Source organism: Pseudoflavitalea rhizosphaerae (assembly GCF_003991355.1).
Classification (GTDB): domain Bacteria; phylum Bacteroidota; class Bacteroidia; order Chitinophagales; family Chitinophagaceae; genus Pseudobacter; species Pseudobacter rhizosphaerae.
The window spans coordinates 439,348-459,330 of sequence record NZ_RCSU01000002.1; the positions used below are offsets into that span (position 1 = coordinate 439,348).

Annotated in this window: 18 protein-coding genes, 2 tRNA genes and 1 pseudogene; 6 read left to right on the forward strand and 15 right to left on the reverse strand. The window is 44.2% G+C overall.

The features are described from left to right. From merTP to D9Y29_RS04495, 3 genes are all read right to left on the reverse strand, one after another. A complete protein-coding gene (gene merTP, locus D9Y29_RS04485; protein WP_127125422.1) occupies positions 1-1,269 on the reverse strand; it encodes a mercuric transport protein MerTP in 1,269 nt (422 codons plus the stop codon). Next, complete coding sequence (locus tag D9Y29_RS04490; RefSeq protein WP_127125424.1) at positions 1,266-1,643, reverse strand: ArsR/SmtB family transcription factor; 378 nt, start codon at positions 1,641-1,643, stop codon at positions 1,266-1,268. The genes merTP and D9Y29_RS04490 overlap by 4 nt, the downstream gene beginning before the upstream one ends. Positions 1,644-1,737: 94 nt before the next feature. After that, positions 1,738-2,520 carry a sensor histidine kinase gene (locus D9Y29_RS04495; protein WP_127125426.1) on the reverse strand — a complete coding sequence of 261 codons (783 nt, stop codon included), beginning with the start codon at positions 2,518-2,520 and terminating at the stop codon, positions 1,738-1,740. A gap of 561 nt (positions 2,521-3,081) precedes the next feature. Here D9Y29_RS04495 and D9Y29_RS04500 point away from each other — a divergent pair. Continuing rightward, positions 3,082-3,600 (forward strand): helix-turn-helix domain-containing protein, encoded by a 519-nt coding sequence (locus D9Y29_RS04500; protein ID WP_127125428.1) that lies wholly within the window; start codon positions 3,082-3,084, stop codon positions 3,598-3,600. A gap of 25 nt (positions 3,601-3,625) precedes the next feature. Here D9Y29_RS04500 and D9Y29_RS04505 read toward each other — a convergent pair whose 3' ends face one another. Further along, the gene (locus tag D9Y29_RS04505; RefSeq protein ID WP_127125429.1) at positions 3,626-4,345 is read right to left on the reverse strand and encodes a hypothetical protein; all 720 of its coding nucleotides are present in this window, start codon (positions 4,343-4,345) and stop codon (positions 3,626-3,628) included. Between the two features lie 364 nt (positions 4,346-4,709). On the opposite strand from D9Y29_RS04505, the pseudogene D9Y29_RS27005 reads away from it, so the two are divergent. Continuing rightward, positions 4,710-5,489, forward strand: a pseudogene (locus D9Y29_RS27005) (recombinase family protein); the annotation flags it as partial. A 730-nt stretch (positions 5,490-6,219) separates the two neighbouring features. Here the strand turns inward: D9Y29_RS27005 and D9Y29_RS04520 are convergent. Next, positions 6,220-6,293 (reverse strand) — tRNA-Arg (locus D9Y29_RS04520). 115 nt (positions 6,294-6,408) lie between these two features. On the opposite strand from D9Y29_RS04520, the gene D9Y29_RS04525 reads away from it, so the two are divergent. Further along, complete coding sequence (locus tag D9Y29_RS04525; protein ID WP_127125433.1) at positions 6,409-6,801, forward strand: VOC family protein; 393 nt, start codon at positions 6,409-6,411, stop codon at positions 6,799-6,801. 80 nt (positions 6,802-6,881) lie between these two features. Here the strand turns inward: D9Y29_RS04525 and D9Y29_RS04530 are convergent, their stop codons facing one another. Then, entirely contained in the window at positions 6,882-7,520 is a 639-nt protein-coding gene (locus D9Y29_RS04530) for a class I SAM-dependent methyltransferase (protein ID WP_127125435.1), read from the reverse strand. Positions 7,521-7,634: 114 nt separating this feature from the next. Between D9Y29_RS04530 and D9Y29_RS04535 the strand changes: the two genes are divergently transcribed. After that, complete coding sequence (locus D9Y29_RS04535; protein WP_127125437.1) at positions 7,635-9,443, forward strand: alpha-L-fucosidase; 1,809 nt, start codon at positions 7,635-7,637, stop codon at positions 9,441-9,443. 2 nt (positions 9,444-9,445) lie between these two features. Here the strand turns inward: D9Y29_RS04535 and D9Y29_RS04540 are convergent, their stop codons facing one another. From D9Y29_RS04540 to D9Y29_RS04555, 4 genes are all read right to left on the reverse strand, one after another. Continuing rightward, positions 9,446-10,204, reverse strand: coding sequence for a hypothetical protein (locus D9Y29_RS04540; protein ID WP_127125439.1), 759 nt, complete (start codon positions 10,202-10,204; stop codon positions 9,446-9,448). 170 nt (positions 10,205-10,374) lie between these two features. Further along, positions 10,375-10,447, reverse strand: a tRNA-Ile gene (locus D9Y29_RS04545). Positions 10,448-10,581: 134 nt separating this feature from the next. After that, positions 10,582-11,877 (reverse strand): MFS transporter, encoded by a 1,296-nt coding sequence (locus D9Y29_RS04550; RefSeq protein WP_127125441.1) that lies wholly within the window; start codon positions 11,875-11,877, stop codon positions 10,582-10,584. A gap of 35 nt (positions 11,878-11,912) precedes the next feature. Continuing rightward, the gene (locus D9Y29_RS04555) at positions 11,913-12,416 is read right to left on the reverse strand and encodes a cupin domain-containing protein (protein WP_127125443.1); all 504 of its coding nucleotides are present in this window, start codon (positions 12,414-12,416) and stop codon (positions 11,913-11,915) included. Positions 12,417-12,480: 64 nt separating this feature from the next. Between D9Y29_RS04555 and D9Y29_RS04560 the strand changes: the two genes are divergently transcribed. Further along, the gene (locus D9Y29_RS04560) at positions 12,481-12,903 is read left to right on the forward strand and encodes a secondary thiamine-phosphate synthase enzyme YjbQ (RefSeq protein ID WP_127125445.1); all 423 of its coding nucleotides are present in this window, start codon (positions 12,481-12,483) and stop codon (positions 12,901-12,903) included. Between the two features lie 99 nt (positions 12,904-13,002). After that, on the forward strand, positions 13,003-13,809 hold the full coding sequence (locus tag D9Y29_RS04565) for a hypothetical protein (RefSeq protein ID WP_127125447.1): 807 nt from the start codon (positions 13,003-13,005) through the stop codon (positions 13,807-13,809). A gap of 191 nt (positions 13,810-14,000) precedes the next feature. Here the strand turns inward: D9Y29_RS04565 and D9Y29_RS04570 are convergent, their stop codons facing one another. From D9Y29_RS04570 to D9Y29_RS04590, 5 genes are all read right to left on the reverse strand, one after another. Beyond that, positions 14,001-15,521: a flotillin family protein gene (locus D9Y29_RS04570; RefSeq protein ID WP_127125449.1), complete on the reverse strand. Its 1,521-nt coding sequence runs from the start codon at positions 15,519-15,521 to the stop codon at positions 14,001-14,003. Positions 15,522-15,529: 8 nt separating this feature from the next. Further along, complete coding sequence (locus D9Y29_RS04575) at positions 15,530-16,096, reverse strand: NfeD family protein (protein ID WP_127125451.1); 567 nt, start codon at positions 16,094-16,096, stop codon at positions 15,530-15,532. A gap of 107 nt (positions 16,097-16,203) precedes the next feature. Next, entirely contained in the window at positions 16,204-18,009 is a 1,806-nt protein-coding gene (locus D9Y29_RS04580; protein WP_127125453.1) for a UvrD-helicase domain-containing protein, read from the reverse strand. A gap of 206 nt (positions 18,010-18,215) precedes the next feature. After that, complete coding sequence (locus D9Y29_RS04585; RefSeq protein ID WP_127125455.1) at positions 18,216-18,926, reverse strand: LytR/AlgR family response regulator transcription factor; 711 nt, start codon at positions 18,924-18,926, stop codon at positions 18,216-18,218. After that, on the reverse strand, positions 18,926-19,966 hold the full coding sequence (locus tag D9Y29_RS04590) for a sensor histidine kinase (RefSeq protein WP_127125457.1): 1,041 nt from the start codon (positions 19,964-19,966) through the stop codon (positions 18,926-18,928). Before D9Y29_RS04590 ends, D9Y29_RS04585 begins: the two co-directional genes overlap by 1 nt. Positions 19,967-19,983: the final 17 nt, after the last annotated feature.

Below are 19,983 nucleotides of genomic sequence, written 5' to 3' on the forward strand. Positions count from 1 at the left end.
TCAATTTTTCTCACAGCATGATTTTTCCCCTTCGGAGCATGATTTGTCTTTTTCACAGGATTCCCCAGCAACACAAAGTTCTACTTTTGGCATTTTACCTTTGCCGACATATTTCTCACCAGCTTTTTGAATTTGTTCCTCCACTTTGTTGTACGCTTCTTTGGTTAAATCCTGGTAGGAAGAAATCGAAAGAAACAGATCGGCGTATATTTTTTCAATATCAGCCTGGAATTGTTTTTCAAAGGATGCTTGTACGATTCCATCCTTTTTATAACCTTCAATGGTATTTTGGGCAATAATAGTGGCTTCTTCTTTACTTAGTTTATCTACCTCTTTTCCTTTAAACCAGTTTTTGTTATCCGGAAAGGTCCCCGCATGATCAGCCGCTTCTGTGCTCGTCAATGCGATAAGTTCAATATTATGACTGGCGCTGATTGTTTTAATCAGTTCTGTCTTTTGCTTTTCGTCTGTGTTTGTAACCCATTTCACAGCCACCACTGTTCCCTTCCTGTTCAGCCAGGCGCTTTCTACTGCCGCCTTATTTTTTTCTAAATCAACTAATAGGAATTTGGCTTTGCTGCCACAACCAATGGAGGGGGCTGCGTGGCAAACTAATGGCGCTTCATAAAATGAAACGGCTGTATTTGTTGCACCCATAAGTTCATAGTTTTTGACTTTGTAGCCAGTTTTACTAATAGCTGCTGCGATCACCTTTATATCAACTTTTGAGGGGTCAAAAGTGACAAGGCTGCTTTTTGCAGCATAGGAGGTCGTATAAGTTATTACACCAGTTACCTTGGACAGTTCATTATTGACATGATCTTCGCATCCTTTGCAAGTCATCCCCTGAATAGTGAATTTGGCCTGTTGTTTATCTTCCACTGCCGTACTGACTATTGCTTGTCCTTTGGGTTGCGGATAAAATACTTTGGCATACAGGGGGAAAGTCATCATCAGGATGGCAAAAAAGGTGATGATACCTAAAAAGGCTTTGGATTGCAAAAAGGAGGTTTTATTGGTCGTTTCACAATTGCAATCCGCGGGTGAGGTTTTGACAGGTCTTAATTGTTGATACCAGGCAAAGGCAAGTACAATAATTGACAAGCCGATCAGGTAAGGTCTGGCAGGTTCCAGCCATGAGAAATTGGCTGCGATACTGCTACTCCCTGCAAGCATGGCAATGACCGGAGTAATGCAACAGAGTGAAGCTGCAATAGCTGAAAGCAGGCTTGTACCTACAACAGCACCGGAAGGTTTTGCTTTATTCATGGCATTTCCATTTTTTCGGTTTCTTTATTGATATGTTTAAAGAAGGGCTTTACTATTTTTAAGTTTTCTTGGGTAAGTGAGTAATAGATGGTTTGTCCTTCCTTCCTGGTATGAACAATCCCGCCATCCTTGAGTTTCCTTAAATGTTGGGATACGGCAGGAATGGTCATGCCTAAAATATCTGACAGGTCACAAGGGCACAGTTCATTTTCTTCTTCCAGTAAATAGAGGATTTTCAGGCGGACCTCATTGCCAGCCAGTGCAAGCACATTGGATAGGCTACTAAATGTTTTTTGGGCATTTTTGAGTTTACCCTTACATGCCTCAATCTGTGCCTGATCAGCGTAAAGGCGAATACAGGTATTGCTTTCCATTATCCAAATGTAGAGCTAATAAAGTATTTAAGCAAATTCTTAAATATGTTGATTAGCAAAGGATAATATATGAGGTTGATTCTATTTCATCTAATCAGTGGGGGAGGATAACAGAAGTAGGGGTTTCCGAAGTAGGTAAAGGCATGCGAATGGTGACAGTGAATAATTGCTCTGCCCTTTGGATATCTAATTTGCCTTTCATGCATTCAATCAGTTGTTTAGCAATCAGCAATCCAAGGCCCAGGTTTGAATTGTGACTGCCCTCATTCTTGCGTTTTAGCTTATAGGGGTTGCTAAGTGAGAGGGTCCAGGTGCCATCAAGAGCATCAGACGTAACAACCATATTGATGATGCCATTTTCACCGTGTTGGGTGGCATTGAAAATTAAGTTATGAATGACCTGCCTGAATTTCATGGTGTCCAATGTCACTTCAAAAGAAGATGAAGCAAAGTAGACTTTAAGTGGTTGCCCGGATTCAGCGAGATAGTAATGTAAATCCTCCACGACGGATTGGATATAATCATTAACCGGAACGGTTTCCATTTTCACCAGAATCTTCCTGCCATATTCATTAAAGGAGTAATCGGTGAGGTTGTAGAGCAGGTTTTTATATTTTAGTGTGCTTTCCTTTAGTGTATACAACATTCGCCCGTATTCGGCTTCCCTTCCCGGGTCGTTTTTTATCTGGAAAAGAATTTTCAGACCCATAAATATGAACCGCACATGGCTCCTGGCTTCGTGGACTGTTTTAGCGATAAAATCCCTTTGGTACTGCACCATTTCTACAAGGGATTTGTTTTCGGTTTCCAGGAGTTTATTGGCTTTTAGGAGTTCCTGTTCACTGGGTGTAGATCTAGTATTATGCTGCCAACTCATTGGTGCAACTTTTAATGGCGGAATTTGTTTGTAGACCAGTGGAATTAAAAGCTGGTTTTATTTGAGTGCATGAGAGAGTGCCAGCGTATGCAAAGGGAGGTGAAACAAAAAGCAACCTGTTGAAGGTTACTGGTGTGGGTAAATTATCGAGCAATTGATAGCTTAAATTCAGGGTAAAACCTTGCTGTAACATCTGAACTTACATTTTTGATGATGAAATGTAAGTCTCTACAAAGGTGAAGGTGACAGGTTTGCTAAAAAACGGACTGGAGCCTGCCCGCCTTACCGCAGACTGGCTCTGACAAGCCAACCACCCGAAGGCGGCCACGTAGGTAAGGACAAAAGCAGGCCCAATCCTATTCCAAGATAGTGATTGAAGCCCACCTTGCCTCACACGTGTTGAATTTTGTCAGATTCGTCTGGTGAGACCTATTTGAGCGAATTAACCCGGTTATTGGGTATACAGTAATATATCTACTTCAAATATATGAAAAATTAACAAATGATCAATTATAACTGGATTTATTAATTGATAGGAAATGAAATCATTGCTGCAAAAAATTGGATAAGGAAAAGCATCTCAAGGAACAGAAATTGGCGTTTGGAGAAAGGGTTAAACAATTGAGGATAGAAAGAGGATTTAATACGCAGGCAGCATTTGTTAGAGAATATACCGGCCAGGCTAAAAGATCATCGCTTATTAGCAGAATAGAGAATGGAGCCAATGTAGATTTCATAACAATAGTTAGGCTCACACGTATTTTGAATACCTCACTATTTAGTTTGTTTGATTTTGCCGGCCAATTCCCCATAGAAAATATTAAGCATTCGGGGAGTCTGGAAAAATGGATAAAAAGCGAATTGTATAAATTCAGCAAGAAGCTTCGGGAGGTAAGGAAAGCTAAAGGCATGGTTCAGTTAGATGTGGCTTTGGACGCCTTAATCGGCGAAACCAGTATTAGTCATTATGAGCGTGCGGAAATTAAACCAGAATTGATCACCATCCTTGGTATAGCAAGAGGTCTGAAAGTTCAGGCATGGCAGCTATTCGATTATGATGGTAAGTCGTCCCAAGTTTAATGATAGAGCGGAGTTGATCATAAGGTCAACCCTTATTCTCCTTTCTTAAGTAAGCCAACCACTTATCAATCTGTGTCATTGCCTCCGAAGCATCTTTATCTGGATAATATTTCAAAATGTAATCTGCAAAGCGGGCTTTCGTCTTTATATCTTCCCACTCCATCACAGATAGGCTTAGCATTGGCCATTTTTTTGTTTGCTGCATAAAACCATATAGGGGCAAGTAGGGTGGTGCATAGTAAAAGGAGTTTTCTACCAGTTCATCATACAGCGGTTTGTTAAACGCTCTTTTCATATCCCTCACCACTTCATGCAGAATACGAAATTTACTGCCTTGCTGGATGGTTGTAGCAAGGGCAGGCATCCCTTTGTCCTGGAAGAAAAGAAAGAGGTAGTCAATGAAACCTTCCTCGGTTACATCACACAGATCTTGGCTATAAAAGGCGTATTCCTGCTTAAAGAGATCTAACGAGAAGTTGGGCAGTGTTTTATCTATTACGTAATCAATCAGTTCATATTCCTTCTTAATAATGTCATCTATGGAGGGGCCATTGGGCTTTCCGTCCATAAAGATTGCATACCGAGGTTTTGAGAATAACTCGAAATAGTAGCTTTTGAAAAAGATAGTTTTTCGGTCAAAGGTCACCTGGATATACAGAGGGTAGGTCATTTTCCCATGAAAGAAAACCTCCTTAAGCCGGTCATTCAGGTAGGCCTTGTAACTGACTTTATACGTTTTAGTCATTTTTAATCGGTTTTATACGCTCTTGCACTTATTTGTGCACAAAAATCGTATAAGGGTAGACCAGTTATACTTTCTAGTTCAAATAAGTACAACCAAGTAAATTCTTGCTAATTTATTAAAAAAGTTTTGGTAAAACAAATAGCATCAAAACAAAAGTATTATATTAGCATAGAGTGATTGCCCCCGCACTTAGAATTGTGAACACGATTAAAAGAGTGACAAGTGCAGCAGGAAAAACTGACGCCGGAAAAAGCGGTAGAGATACTGGCGAGGCATGGAACAAATGTTACAGTAGAGGAAGCCCAATTAATATTGGGCTTCATGTATATTTTAGCAAACATTGCGTTAAACCAATACTTGAACGATGAAAGTAGCGGACCTATATATCCGGGTGAGCACCGACGAACAGGCTGATAAAGGTTACAGTCAGCGTAACCAGGAGGAAATGTTGCAAAAGTTTTGCGTCATTAATCAGATTGCAGTCCGGAATGTGATCTATGAGGACCATTCAGCCAAGTCGTTTAACCGGCCAGCATGGGCAGCATTATTGTCTACTCTAAGGAAGCGGAAAGGGCAGGTTGATCTGGTTTTATTTACAAAATGGGACAGGTTTAGCCGTAATGCCGGAGATGCCTACCAAATGATCAATACGCTCCGTAAGTTGAATGTAGAGCCACAGGCAATAGAACAACCACTTGATTTATCTATCCCCGAAAATAAGATGATGCTTGCCTTTTACCTGGCAGCGCCCGAAGTTGAAAATGACCGCAGGGCTTTAAATGTGTTACACGGAATGCGGAGAGCGAGAAAGGAAGGGCGATGGATGGGGCCGGCCCCTTTTGGATATTGCAACAAATCTACAGAGAACGGCCGGAAATACATTGCCCCAAAAGAACCGGAAGCTGGCATTATCAGATGGGTATTTAATGAGGTATTATCTGGTCGGGAATCTATTAATACTATTTGGGAGGTAGCCCGTAAAAAGGGACTTAAATGTAGTAAAAACAGCCTTTGGGTTATTATCCGTAATCCTGTTTACTGTGGTAAAATTTATGTTTCAGCACATAAAGACGAGAGAAGCCAATATGTGAATGGACAGCATGAAGGTCTAATATCTGAATCTCTTTTTTACGAGGTTCAGGATGTTCTGGATGGGAAAAGAAGATTGTATAAACTCAAAAATGAATCATCTGATTTACAGTTGAGGGGATTTCTTATTTGTCCGGGTTGCGGCAAAATTTTGACCGGTAGTGCGTCTAGAGGTAGATCACAACGGTATTACTATTATCACTGTATTTCACCTTGCAAAACGAGATTCAAAGCCCCCGAAGCAAACCAGCTTTTTGCAAAGGAATTAAAGAAGTTTGTGCCTAGGCCAGGAATGACTGAATTGTATACAGAGTATATTAATCAGCTTTACAAGCAAAAAACACAGGGGCAACGGGAAGACCTTAAACTCTTGAAAGACCAATTAGAGACGGAAAATAGGCGGTTGGTGAAGGCGAGGGACTTATTACTTAATAGTGAGATTGAGGCGGCAGAATACAGGGATATAAAGGCCGAATGCGAAAAGAAAATCACTATCCTTGAAGCCAAACTATTTGAAGCCGGTAAAACCATTGAAAACATCAGTGAGTTGTTGGACAAAGCCATTAAAACCATACAAAGGATTGATTGCCTTTACATGGATGGGGATATGAAGAAAAAGCGTCAGATAATTGGTTCGATATATCCGGAAAAAATCGTTTTTGACGGGATTAATTATCGAACCGCTCGACTCAATGAAGCTGTGAAGCTGATATACAGTCTGGGCGCTGGTTTCAGCGAAAATAAAAAAGGACAAACCAGCTTAAAAACTGATTTGTCCAATTCAGTGAACCGGATTGGATTCGAACCAATGACCTGCTGCTTAGAAGGCAGCTGCTCTATCCAGCTGAGCTACCGGTCCTGCTGAGGGCTGCAAAAGTAATGAATCCTCAACAAGTTAACAACTCAAATTGAAAATTCCTGTCTTAATTTTTGGTGGTACAATTTTTGCAGTTCATTAGGTTAAATTCCTGGAAATGAAAGAAAACTTGAATTTCTTGTTCGAGATCCCGGTGAAAATAATGGAAAGAGCCATTAAGTTCTATGAATCGGTGTTCAATATCAAGTTGTCCAGAAAGATGCTGGATTTCCCCACCGGCACAGTAGATATGGCATGTTTTCCGGAATCTGACGAGCAACCCGGCCAAAATGGAGCCCTCATTTACCAGTCCAAAACCTTGAACACACCCGGAGATGCGATGGTTTACCTCAACTCCCGGTTCAATAATATTGAACAGGAACTTGCCCGCGTTGAGAAACAAGGTGGGGTAATACTTACCCCAAAAACTTTTATTTCAAAAGTGATTGGGTACATGGCCACATTTGTAGACTCAGAAGGAAATAAAGTATCGCTCATGTCAAAAAAATAGCGAATTAAAGAATCATAGTTTAAATCCCTGCATATTGCAGGGATTTTGCATTTATGGCGGCAGCGTTCTTTGCCGGATCATCACGGCTCTCTAATTACCAGCAAACTGATCATCACCTGATGCCCTTCAAATTCCACCAGCGTTTCATATTGCTCTTTACAATCCGGCAATAATCTTTCAATAAAAGGCTTCGCCATCAGACGTTGGGGTGAAGACAACAATATAGTTGTTCCCTTATGAAGAAAACCCTGCAACACCAGGTAAAGCCTGTCAAATTGCTCTGGATCATAATTGATATCACTCACTAACAATACTTCTGTTGTGAGATCCTCCGGGAGATTATTCCAATCAAGGACCCTGCAGGTTAGATTTGATAATTGTAAATGCATTGCCGATCTGTCCATAGTAAGTACCGATTCTTCCAGGTAATCGGAACAACAAACGGATTTTGCATAGCGAGCAGCTACAAGCCCTGGCAATCCAAGCCCCGCTGCAAGTTCCAGCACATTCTTGTTTTCTACAATTCCTGAATGCTGATGAATAAAATCAGCCAACGCAAATGCTGAGGGCCATAACCTGGTCCAGTGAGGAAATGGAATATCATCCTTCGTCTTCTTTTGCTGAAAATATCTTTCCTGCACTTCCTGTGCATCGGGTACAAACAACTCAATCGAATAACCCGCCCTCACAACCTGTTGTAATTCGAGTTTAATTTCCATGAGGTTCAAAGTAATACTTTTTAGCCTGTGAACCCTTTGGCTACAATGTAAAAATAGAATTCAACACAATCTGACAGCCGTTTTCATTATTTTAGTAACGCTTATTCCTAAAATATGAAACTGATCATAACCACCCTCCTGCTTTCATTGATTTTGACAACAAACATGATATCCGCCCAACCCCTAAATACAAGGGAAGAACGCGTGAAATGGTTTACAGATGCCCGCTTCGGGATGTTCATCCATTGGGGCCTGTACAGCGCGGCCGAAGGCATCTGGAAAGGAGAACGCCTGAGGAACGGTAACAACTATGCGGAATGGATCCGTTACCGAAACCGTATTTCCAGGGAAGAATATGGAACACTTGCCAGCCGGTTCAACTGGAGCAGGATCAACCCGGAAGAATGGGTCTTACTCGCAAAGAAAGCCGGCATGAAATACATCATCATCACAGCCAAACATCATGATGGGGTTGCTATCTGGAATTCTAAAACCAGCGATTACAATCTCAGTAAGCTCTGCAATACCGACCGTGATGTGATAAAAGAACTTTCCAATGCATGCAGGAAAAACGGCATCAAACTGGCATTCTATTATTCACATTGGCTGGATTGGGAACACCCTTATGGCTGGGACCATAACCAGGAAATCACCGGCAAAGTAAGCGACGAACAGTACAACCAGTACTGGCAGGAAAAAGTATTACCTCAGCTACGTGAACTACTGACCAATTACGGCGATATCGCCATGCTATGGTTCGATATGTGGGTTGATTACAAAACTACCATCGTAAAAAAGGAACAACTGGAACAGGTGATCAAATTGATAAGGGAATTGCAACCCAATTGCCTGATCAACTCCCGGCTGGGCCTCGCAGTGAGTAATCCGGATATAGATTTTGAAACGATGGGCGACAACCAGTTTGGCGCCTATTATCAAAACTATGCATGGGAAACCTCCGGCACCATCGCCCATAGCTGGGGGTACAATGCGCTGGAAAATCAATGGAAATCCACCAGTCAATTATTACAATCCCTGATCGATAATGTAAGTCTCAACGGTGGATTCACACTGAATATCGGTCCGCGTGCAGACGGCACAGTTCCATATGAAGGGACCAGGAGGCTGGAAGATATGGGGGCCTGGCTTTCGAAACAGGGAGAATCGATCTATGGAAGTACAGGATTACCATTGCGTGCTGATCAGAACGATTGGGGGCGTATCACCACCAAAAAACTCGATGTCGCCCGGCAGAACGTTTTCCTCCAGGTGTACAACTGGCCGCTCGATCATGTTTTAAGACTCACCGGCATTCTCTCCACACCACTGCGTATTGAGCTGGTCACACCAACAGGTAGAAAACAGTTGAAGTTTACCCAAAATGGGCCATTGACACATATTCATTTACCCGAAGAACAAGGAAATCCATTTGTTTCAACTATCGTTGTTCAGTATGCGCAGCCGCTTGAACTGGATGAACAGGTTGTGGCAGAATCCGGTTTTGGCGGTTTTTCGCTAAATGGAAAAAACAACAGCGATAGCTCCTCAAAATATGAATTGAAAGATTTTGATGGCACGCGACCGGCGCATTTGGTGATCAATACACCCGGGCAATTAACCTGGAAGCTTTATGCCGCTGAAGCAGGAAAATACAAGGTTGATCTTTCATTTCACAACGCTATAAGAAACGACATCGAATGTACGGTAAGCGTTCCGGGCCAAACCCTTAGTCAGCAATTGAAACCCACAGGCCAGGTGGTGGTAGAGCCACATGACTACAATACCGATGAGTTTGTAAACACAAGGATGGGCATCATCAATATCCCGAAAAAAGGATATTACCAGGTCTCCGTAAAGTTCAGTCCAAAAGACCGGGAACTATTATTTTTCAATAATATCTGGATCAACAAAGAGGGAAAGTAAGATCAGAACTTGATCTGTAACTTGTGTGAAACAAGTTTATTGTCTTTGTAATATTCATATAACCACTCTTCATTTTTCTTGAATACCACACCGCTTGTTGTTCCATCAACTGCAATGTAAAAATCCTGTACAGAAGTTTTGAAAAGCGATAATACTTTTTTCGGAGTGGTATCTATCAACTGATATCCATTTGGAGTAGCCTGCGCGTACAATACGCCGGTGCTTTCAGTTACAGAAGGGGTAGTTGGAGCTGGAGCAGGCGCGGATGCTTGCGCCGGAGCAGCGGGTGTGGTTGTTGGAATTATAGCCTGCTGAGGCTGAGCAAATTTGGTTCCATCATATTTATACTCAACATCATTGAACGAAGTAAAAGCATCTCTCAAAGCCATTTCATAAGCAGGTTGAAATTCTTTTTCACGGCTGTTCCCCTCTTTGCTTTTGAAGAGTACATTCCCCTGGCAGTCTTTCAACGTGATTGTAAGCCTGGTAGCAAACAAACCTTTCCTTTCGGTAACTTCCGCATTGAGCGCATTACACTTGTTGGCAGCCACTTCAGCAGGCATGTTTTCATTTGACACGTAGGCTGAAAAGCCTTTCTCTTCCAGCAATAATTTCGCCAGTGTACTTAAACCGTACTGGTTCTCTTCTTTGGAGAAGCTGAGCTTTGAAGGAACAATCACATATTTGTAATTGTTGAGGGAGTTCTGCGCGTAAGTAGTAACGGTAAAGAATACTAAAATAAGTAATGCGGATGTTTTCATATAATTTCTAGCTTCAGGATTACAATTAATGCCCGAGAAAGTTACGAAATTAAATGAATCCATTTTTTCTATATTTAATAAATGGGAAAGATCACCCTGTGAGCCACTCGGTCATCAGCTATGCTGTTAAGGATTTCATTTTTCTTATTTCAAATTAAGGGATGCCACTGTAGATGCTATCGGATTTGAACCGATGACCTTGTGCGTATAAGGCACCTGCTCTGACCAGTTGAGCTAAGCATCAATGGAGAGATCAGTCCTGCGGAGAAGAATAAGACAGTTGGAGCGAATAAAACGCAAAGCCCCCGTGCTGTTTCTGCTCCGGGGGCTAATCTTTTGTATAAACTATTTGTTCATAGCAATTATGATCAATCTCTTTATTCTTCGTTTATCCTGGAAGTTTTCCTCGTATCCTTCATCCATAAATAAACGGTCAGTGAGATGGCGATGCAACCGGTGATATACCAGTAAAAATAATTTTCATGCCCGGCCTTTTTCAACCAAAGTGCAATGTATTCCGCGCTGCCGCCAAAGATCGCTACAGTAAGTCCGTATGGCAGCCCCACCCCCAATGCACGGACTTCAGCCGGAAACAGCTCTGCTTTTACAATGGCATTGATACTTGTATATCCGCTGACAATCACCAGCGCAACCATGATCAGCAGAAAGGCCACAACACTTGAATCCGTTTGGCTGAGCGCTTCCAGCAAAGGCACAGTGAACAGAACTCCCAATACGCCAAAACTGATCAGCAGCGGCTTACGGCCGATCCTGTCTGACAATGCTCCCAACACAGGCTGCAATAATGCAAACAATAAAAGTGTAATAAAAGAAATATTGGTGGATTGCTCTTTGGAAAGCTGAACTGTGTTTACCAGGAACTTCTGCATGTAAGTGGTGTAGGTATAGAATGCCAGTGTACCCCCGAGCGTTAGTCCTACTACCGTGAGCACGGCGCGTGGATGCCTGAGCAATTCACGGATAGAACCTTTCTTTGTTGTACTGGTTTGTTTTTTGGCTTCGAAACTGGGTGTTTCATGGAGATTGGAACGCAGGTAGAGCGCAACAACGGAAAGTACAGCGCCAATGGCGAAAGGTATTCTCCAGCCCCAATCGTGCAGTTGTTTGTCAGTAAGCAGGAACTTCTGTAAGATGATCTGGATACCCAGGGCTATAAGCTGCCCTCCGATCAGCGTCACATACTGGAAGCTGGAATAGAAGCCACGCCTGTTGCGGCTGGCCATCTCACTAAGATAGGTAGCCGAAACGCCGTATTCCCCACCCACGCTGAGTCCCTGCAGCAGCCTCGCCAGCAACAGTACCACCGGGGCCATGATACCGATCTGCGCATAGGTAGGCGTAAATGTGATCAGCAGGGACCCGAAAGACATCAAAAGTACAGACCAGGTCATGGACACTTTGCGGCCTTTTTTATCTGCCAGCATACCGAATAACCAGCCCCCGATCGGTCGCATCAGGAAGCCCAGCGCAAAAACTCCGGCAGTGTTCAGCAATTGTGCCGTGGCATTGCCCGTAGGGAAAAAAGAAGAAGAGAAATATAATGCAAAAGCGGAATAAGCATACCAGTCGTACCACTCCACCAGGTTACCGATTGTGCCCCCGATGATGGCTTTCAACCTTGATCCTGAAATTTTTTCTTGTTGATTGAACATACAGTTTTCTTAATTGCCGGAACCATTCAATACGATCATTGCCTGCAGAGCCTTCTGATCAGCGCTGCATGAGCCGGGAATTTGCTGACCAGCTCTTCTGTTTTTGCCAGTTCGAAGTCTTCAAAATCGAATCCCGGCGATACGGTACATCCGGTGAAAGTAAACTCTGTATCTATTGAAGGCTCGCTTGCAAACCAGCAATTGGCAGGCACAACAAACTGGAACAATTCACCCGCTGCTGCATTGGCGCCCAACGATACGGTCTGCAGTTCTCCATTGGATTGCAGGATATGCACCAGTAAGGTTTGTCCTGCATAAAAATGCCAGCATTCATCACTCTTTATTTTGTGGAAAGCAGAAAAATTACCACGTTCCAGCAGGAAAAAAATAGCTGTGGAGAATGAGCGGTTGCCGCCAAATCTTTCAGGTAATGCAGATATAGCCACCATTTCGCTGCTTCGATATGTTTCCTTGTAGTAGCCTCCTTCCGGGTGCGGAAGCAGTTGATACAGGCTGATCAATTGAGCTGCAGTGTTCATAATTCTATTTGTTCAGTTTTCCACTATTCGGCATCAATATAGCCAAATCCTGTATCTTACCCTCATGAAACTGTTCCAACAAACCATTTCATTGCCGCCGAAAAAAAGAGGGTTTCATCTCATTACGGCAGAGATCAGCAGGGCAATTCCGGAATTATCAGAATTGAAGACAGGTATGTGCCAGGTATTTATTCAGCACACGTCCGCATCTCTCACCATCAATGAAAACGCAGATCCAACAGTGCGTGCAGATTTTGAAACCTTTTTCAACAAAGCTGTTCCGGAAAACGACCCTGATTTTCTCCACAACGATGAAGGCCCGGATGATATGCCTGCACACCTCAAAGCAGCACTGCTGGGCAACCAGGTTATGGTGCCTGTGCGGCATGGCAGGCTTGCCCTCGGCATCTGGCAGGGCATTTATCTTTGCGAGCACCGCAACCACGGCGGAAGCAGAACTGTAGTGATCACAGCGTGGGGACAATAACCGGTTCATATTAAATTAAGAAAACTACCGGCTTTCAGGTACTCCTGTCTCAAACAGGTACCTTATTTTTGTAGCTCAAATCAGAAATCAGTCACACCCATGAAGAAACACTTTATTCAACTAAGCGGGGTTTTGCTTTTGATGGCCACCCCGGTAATGCTGAAAGCTCAAACCGTGGAGGAAGTAGGTAATGCAGCAGAAAAAATCGGAAAACTCTTCAAAAAGAAGAAAAAAGAGAATCCGGAAGCTACAGCCACAAGCACTTCCTCTACTGCCGGCAAGGGTAATAACAAGATTACCATCCATTCAAAATATGATTTTGTTGCAGGAGATTCTCTCTTGTTTGCGGACAATTTCAATGAAACGGAAAACGGTAAATTCCCCGCACGCTGGAAAACCAATGGTAGCGGAGAAGTAGTAACCATAGATGAATACGATGGAAAATGGTTCTCCCTTGCTTCCGACGCAGTGTACATTCCAAAGATCAAAGGAGGTATAACAAAAGACTTCACTATTGAGTTTGATCTGATCATTGCCAATAGCAGTAATAGTCATACGCTGTATATTGATTTCGAAGATGCCCTCAATGGCAATTTTGACCTCTATCCTAAAAATCCATACCTGCAATTGAGGATTTATGATGGTGGTATGGCATATGCGGATAATAAAGCCAGGGACCTGGATGCTCATGTTACCAGCAGCACATATAATGAGGGTGGAAAAAAGAACCATATCGCCATCCGCAAACAGGGTGAGCGTCTGCAGGTTTATATCAACGAAGAAAAAACTTTCGATATCACCAACGCATTTGAAGGCAAGAGAACATACAGCACATTCAAGCTGGGGGCGGAGTACAACAATCCAGCGGCTTTCCTGATCTCCAATGTGAAGATCAATAGCCTTTGATCCCCTGGCAATATTATTGTCAAAGCCTCCTTAGGGAGGCTTTTTTTGTACGGGTAAATCCGTAAAGCACTATCAATCCGTCATTCAATAACTGGATATTAAGAAAACGGCCGGACTGGAAAAGGAAGCCATTCGCAGAGAATTGATCTGCCCCTTACCAGCCCGGCCGTTTTCATTATTCTTCTTTTCTATTATTCTTTAATTACCGGCAGGTCGATCTTATTGTCGTCGTTCGACTGTGGGCCATTACCCTTCAGGTAATCAGGAAGGTTCAGCCCTGCCATATTGAAGAGGTCGTTCAGCGGCGGAACCGTCTTCATCATATTGGATACGAAATTGGAGGTGGATGTTCCATTTGTTCCGTTTCCATTTGCGGAATCCCATACAGTGATCTTATCGATCTTGATATTCTTCACGGCTTCCACTTGTGTGGCCACCAGTTCAGGCAGCTTCTCGATGAGCAGCAGCTGGAAGGCTTTGTTGGCATCGCCGCCGGCGGCAGCTACTACCTGTTTGTAACCTTCCGCCTGTTTGGTGAGGATCTCGTACAAACCATTCGCTTCAGCCTGCATTTTGGCGAAGATGGCATCGGCCTCACCTTTCGCGTTTTCGCGGATGGTTTCCGCAGCGGCCTGCGCTTCAATGATGGCGCGTTGTTTGGCGATCTCTGCAGGCACCACGATATTGGCTACCTGTGTGGCTCGCTCTCTTTGTGAACGGGCATCTTCCGCTTTCTGTTCTGCCACATAAGAAGCTTCGAGCGCTTTTGCCTGTTGCACTTTTTCGGCGGATATCGCAACGCGAAGCGCTTCCGCCTCTTTCTCCCTTCTTAATGCTTCCGAGTTGGCGATAGATATCTTTGCTTCGTTCTCACCCTGAATGGCGATGGCATTGGCCTCTGCAGTCTTTACACGCGTGTCCCTGTCTGCTTCAGCCTTACCGATAGTTTCATCCCTTACAGCGGTAGCGATGCTGATCTCTTTGTCTTTTTGCGTGATGGCGATCTTCACATCACGGTCCCTGTGCGTTTCCGCGATCTGTGTATCTTTTTCCCGGTCGGCAAGAGCTTTACCGGTTTCACCGATCTTCTCCTGCTCGGCTACGCTGATCTTGGCTTCGTTGATGGCTTTGGCAGCAGCTTCCTTACCTAACGCTGCGATATAACCGCTTTCATCCTTGATATCGGTCACGTTCACGTTGATCAGTTTCAGGCCGATCTTCTTCAGTTCACTGTCCACGTTCTTGGAAATGTTTTCCAGGAATTTGTCGCGGTCAGAGTTGATCTCTTCGATGGTCATCGTAGCGATCACCAGGCGGAGCTGGCCGAAAAGGATATCTTTTGCCAGTTCCTGGATCTGCTCGGCGCTGAGCCCCAGCAGCCGTTCTGCCGCGGTATTCATATTGTCCGCTTCCGTGGAAATGGCGATGGTGAACCTACAGGGCACATCCACACGGATATTCTGCCGGCTCAGGGCATTGGTGAGGTTGGCTTCAATGCTCAATGGTTTCAGGTCAAGAAAAGCATAGTCCTGGATCACCGGCCAGATAAATGCGCCACCGCCGTGGATACATTTGGCTGATGTACCGCCGGTGCGGCCATAGATCACTAAAATCTTATCACTCGGACATCGCTTGTACCTCGATACCAATGCGAGGATGGTCACGAACAGCACTACTGCCCCGACCACAATAGTCATAATTGGAGATAACATATGGGGTTCTAGATTTTTTCTACGATAAGGATATGTCCATTTTCCACTTTTACAATTTTCACAGTGGCTCCGGTAGGAATTCTTTCCTGTGTTGTCATCGCTTCCAGCTCGCGCGTGGAGCCGCCAACACTGATCAGGACCTTCCCCCTGCCTTCCATACTACCGGGGATGGCCAGGTACACTTCTGCAGTTTTATTGATCGTATCTGTGATTCGGAAAGAATTGTCTTCACCCAGTTTTACGATCTGGCGGATAATGAGGAAAAAGAGAAAAAGGAAACTAATGCCGATGATCAGCGCTACTAAAACCAGCAGCGTTGGATTGGAGATGATCCCGTAAAATGAAATACCGCCCCAGCTGAAACCCAGCAGGAAATTGATGAGGTTGCGGAATGAGAATAGCTGGAATGGCGTATCCCCTCCATTCAGGTCACTGTCGAAATCTGCATCCAGTCCGTCGGTAGCATCTGCACCAACAAAGGTCATGATGGTTTGAATGAGAAAGATAACGCTGACGGGAATGGCGATAAACCAGAACATTTTCAGCAACGGACTAAGGTTGTCGAGTAATTCCATACACGATTGAGTTGGGGTTTGAATTCCTGGGCTGGAGAATGGAAGATAAGGATTTTTACCATTAGTGGAGGAAATGGACCTTTTGTTACAGATTAAATAGCATTTTATTAATCCATAAGCCCCAGTCTTTTCAACCTCACGATGATAGCGCCTTTTGTTCTTCCGAAATGGTCCGCTATGTCCTTAATGGAATTGAAGTTCTCGTAAAGTATTGTCAGTTCTTCATCCTGGAAGGCAGTCCAGGGTTTACCCACCTCATTGGCTGGATCCTTTCTGCGTGAGTGATCAAATGCCCGGTTAACCGGCACCGTTCGTAAAGGCTTCTGTGGCCCGGCAGGTTTCTTTTTCGCTTTTTCTTCTTTTGTATCGGTACGAAAGATCACAGGGGAATTCCTGAATCCTTCGGGCACCAGTGTATCGGGAATATGTAAATGATGTTTTGCCCGGGTGAGCGCCACGTATAAAAGATTGATCTCTTCGTTCAACCTTACCAGGTCAGGCTTCTCATTTTTGGAAGCTGCTTCACCTTTTGCCTTTTTCAGTTTGTTTTCGGAAACAAAATCGTTCACCAGGTGCACGGTATCGTATTCCATTCCTTTTGCCCGGTGTACGGTGGAAAAGATCATATCCGCTTTTTCCCTCTCTTCATCTCCAATATGCAGTTTTTTCAGGGAACGCATGATATCGTAGATCTCATTTCCGTATTCCTTCACTACTTCCACCATCATGGCAAGCTGCGGGTCTTCTGTTTTTTCTATGTACTCTTCCAGTTCTTCCAGGTTGCGCATAGAGCCGATGAGCTTATCGCGGACCTTATCAGGTTTGTTATTGGCAAGGTTCAGAACGTCGTAGAGTGATGCACCTTCATCGGCATAAGTATAACTGTTGAAGTTCCCTTCAAAATAAATGCCTTTGATCTTCCGGTTATTGGTGATGAAATCGATGGCATTGAGCAGAAGTCCCAGGTTGGTGCGTGCGATGGTGGCATTGGTCTTCACTTTTGTAGCGCCGCCTCTACCGGTGATGGGCACTGGCTGATGATCTCCCAGGTGTTCTTTCCAGTACAGGACTTCTGTTGCCAGATCTGCAATATCCTGCGGAAAACGGAAGCTGGTGCTGAGTTGCAATGTTTTGAAGCCTGTCTTCTCCAATGAATTGACGGCATGTCGCCAGCCATAGATCTGCTGATGTGTATCGCCCACGATCAGTTTGGTGGCTTTCTGTTTTACAAAAACATCCAGCATGGCTGCGGACGCATCCTGTGCTTCATCAAAAAGGATATAATCGAATGGAAGTTGCGGGCAGAGCAACTGGAATTTCTTCAGGTAGAAATCGTGCGGAATTTCGATTTCTCTTTTTTCCATTTTCGCCAGTAGCTGACGGGTGCCCAGCTCTATTTCGGCATAATGTTTTCGGACGAAAGTTTTGGCCGTGGGATCGGTGATCAGGTCAAGATAGTTCAGTTCCTGTACTTTCTTTTTATCACTGTTACAGAAAAAGGAAATGAATTTACTGATATGATTGGCGAGAATATACTCATTGTGTTTTTCGCCGCTGCTGCGCAGTCCGAGCAGTTCCACTATTTCATGTGTAGTGAAATCTTTTTGCCTGATCTTATAACCTGAACCTCTCACAATATAGTCGAAAGCGAGGGAGTGAGCGGTTTCCACTCTTACATTCTTCAGGCCGCGTGCTTCAAACTTTTTAGCGGCTTCAGTTTTCACGGAGCGGTTGAATGCAAGATATAAGATGGAACTGGAAGAAGGCCTGCTCACTGCGTATTCGATAATGGTGGTGGTTTTGCCGGATCCGGCAACAGCATTGATAGCCACATCGCCCCTGCTACGTATCACAGCCAGTTGTTCTCCGGTCAGTTCCTTCTTTTTGCTCACACTGTTTTTACTCGTACTCATAATTTACCTGCGGGCGGCAAATGTAGATCATTTTGATCAGGGTGTGGCCAGGGGCTGACTAAAAAGGGCTATTGAGTTTACTCAGGGAGCAGTCGCTCGCCTCTGGCGAGTGACCTGTATTTGTTCGCCTCCGGCGAACACTGCGTCGCCGGAGGCGACTAAATAGAAGTCACTCGCCAGAGGCGAGCGACTGGCAACATCTTTGCTCAGAGGCCAAGCTCTTTTAGAAATGCATCTTTGTAATTACTGCCAATGGGAATTTCAATTCGATGGATAAATACACGATTGCCTTCGATATGTGAGATGGCGGATTTGTTGATGATGAAGGATCGATGCACCCGGATGAATTGTGTAACCGGTAATTGTTGTTCAAATCCGGAGAAAGTAATAGCAGGCATATGTGTATGCTGCGGCGTAACGATCCTGGTGTAATTGCCGCTGGCTTCCGCATACAGGATGTCTTTGAATGGAACACGGAAGATCTTGCTATCGGTGCGGATGAAAAGGGCATCCTCTCCTTTTTCGGATTCCTGTTGTCCATTTACAGGATTCCTTTTTTGCATATTTTCTATGGCTTTGTCAACGGCCACAATAAAACGCTCCAGGGAAAAAGGTTTGAGCAGGTAATCGCAGGCGGCGAGATCGAAAGCGTTCACTGCATATTCTTTGTATGCGGTAGTGAAGATCACCTGTGGTGGCTCTTTCACCGTCTTTAGAAAAGCAATGCCATCAAGTACAGGCATATTGATATCGAGGAAAAGGATCTGCACATCATGTTCCTGCAAAGCTGCTTTAGCTTCCAGTGCATTGGAGCAGCCGGCTACTACCTGCAGGGCCGGAAGATGCCTGCAATAACCTTCTATGATCTCGCGGGCAATAGGCTCATCATCTGCGATCACACAATTGTACCTGGCCATTATTTTGCTTTTAGTTGTAACATCACGGAATAGGAATTATCCTTGTCTTCGATATTGAGATCGTATTCACCCGGGTACAGCAAGGCCAGTCTTTTTCGTACACTCTCCAGGCCAAAGCCGCTATGTGAATTCAACATCGGGCTTCCCTGCTGGTTGCTATTGGAATTCCAGACTGCAAATAAGATGGTGTCTTTCCATGTTTTCAATTGCATGCTGATCTGTATTTCCTGGCTGGTTGTATTCTTTGCATGTTTGAAAGCATTCTCGATGAACACGATCAACAGCAGTGGTGCAATTTTTATCTGAGGGTTGATATTGGGTTCGATCTCCACATACAACAGCAGTTTCTCTCCTACCCTGATCTTTTCAAATTCGATATAGTTATTGATATAGTCGAGCTCATGTTTCAGCGGAACGAATTGTTCTTTCGCATCATACACGGAATAGCGAAGCAGGTCCGAAAGTTTCAGTAAAAGCGGCGGCACTTTATCATGGCGTGTAAGACTGATGCCATAAATATTATTGAGGGTATTGAATAGGAAATGCGGGCTGAGCTGGCTTTGCAGCAACTGCAATTCGCTCTGGCTTTGAGCAGCGGATACTTTGGCTTCAGTGAGTTGCCCTTTCACCGTTACACGGATCAGCTTAATGAGTATTCCGGAAGTGATGCTCAGGATCAGTAATGGCACTCCCATGAAGAGGAAGGCCATGAAATCCGAGCTCAGGCGCAAAGTGGCGCCAGCCATGATGAACACGAGGATGATGGTAAAGAAAATGATCACACCCAGCCAGAAAAAGATCCGCCTGGGAATATTATATTCCCTGCTGGCCCAGAGCAAAGACACATACCTGCCCATAAAAATGCCGAGAATAAAAAACACGGTGATCAGGAAAGCTGTTACCTCTTCATTATTGTGCATCCGTTCCTTCGTGTAGAAAAGAGCAGCCATGAAAATGGGGATACCGGCCCCGATGGCCAGCCAGAGATAATTCGGATCAGTGGGCGCTTTTGGATTGGCTGTATTTCCTTTGAGCTTCATAATGTTTTTTTTTCAGT

Bases quoted from the DNA above. Each gene is read 5' to 3' on its own strand.
- merTP (WP_127125422.1), bottom strand. From the start codon at position 1,269: ATGAATAAAGCAAAACCTTCCGGTGCTGTTGTAGGTACAAGCCTGCTT.
- D9Y29_RS04490 (WP_127125424.1), bottom strand. From the start codon at position 1,643: ATGGAAAGCAATACCTGTATTCGCCTTTACGCTGATCAGGCACAGATT.
- D9Y29_RS04495 (WP_127125426.1), bottom strand. From the start codon at position 2,520: ATGAGTTGGCAGCATAATACTAGATCTACACCCAGTGAACAGGAACTC.
- D9Y29_RS04505 (WP_127125429.1), bottom strand. From the start codon at position 4,345: ATGACTAAAACGTATAAAGTCAGTTACAAGGCCTACCTGAATGACCGG.
- D9Y29_RS04525 (WP_127125433.1), top strand. From the start codon at position 6,409: ATGAAAGAAAACTTGAATTTCTTGTTCGAGATCCCGGTGAAAATAATG.
- D9Y29_RS04530 (WP_127125435.1), bottom strand. From the start codon at position 7,520: ATGGAAATTAAACTCGAATTACAACAGGTTGTGAGGGCGGGTTATTCG.
- D9Y29_RS04535 (WP_127125437.1), top strand. From the start codon at position 7,635: ATGAAACTGATCATAACCACCCTCCTGCTTTCATTGATTTTGACAACA.
- D9Y29_RS04540 (WP_127125439.1), bottom strand. From the start codon at position 10,204: ATGAAAACATCCGCATTACTTATTTTAGTATTCTTTACCGTTACTACT.
- D9Y29_RS04550 (WP_127125441.1), bottom strand. From the start codon at position 11,877: ATGTTCAATCAACAAGAAAAAATTTCAGGATCAAGGTTGAAAGCCATC.
- D9Y29_RS04555 (WP_127125443.1), bottom strand. From the start codon at position 12,416: ATGAACACTGCAGCTCAATTGATCAGCCTGTATCAACTGCTTCCGCAC.
- D9Y29_RS04560 (WP_127125445.1), top strand. From the start codon at position 12,481: ATGAAACTGTTCCAACAAACCATTTCATTGCCGCCGAAAAAAAGAGGG.
- D9Y29_RS04565 (WP_127125447.1), top strand. From the start codon at position 13,003: ATGAAGAAACACTTTATTCAACTAAGCGGGGTTTTGCTTTTGATGGCC.
- D9Y29_RS04570 (WP_127125449.1), bottom strand. From the start codon at position 15,521: ATGTTATCTCCAATTATGACTATTGTGGTCGGGGCAGTAGTGCTGTTC.
- D9Y29_RS04575 (WP_127125451.1), bottom strand. From the start codon at position 16,096: ATGGAATTACTCGACAACCTTAGTCCGTTGCTGAAAATGTTCTGGTTT.
- D9Y29_RS04580 (WP_127125453.1), bottom strand. From the start codon at position 18,009: ATGAGTACGAGTAAAAACAGTGTGAGCAAAAAGAAGGAACTGACCGGA.
- D9Y29_RS04585 (WP_127125455.1), bottom strand. From the start codon at position 18,926: ATGGCCAGGTACAATTGTGTGATCGCAGATGATGAGCCTATTGCCCGC.
- D9Y29_RS04590 (WP_127125457.1), bottom strand. From the start codon at position 19,966: ATGAAGCTCAAAGGAAATACAGCCAATCCAAAAGCGCCCACTGATCCG.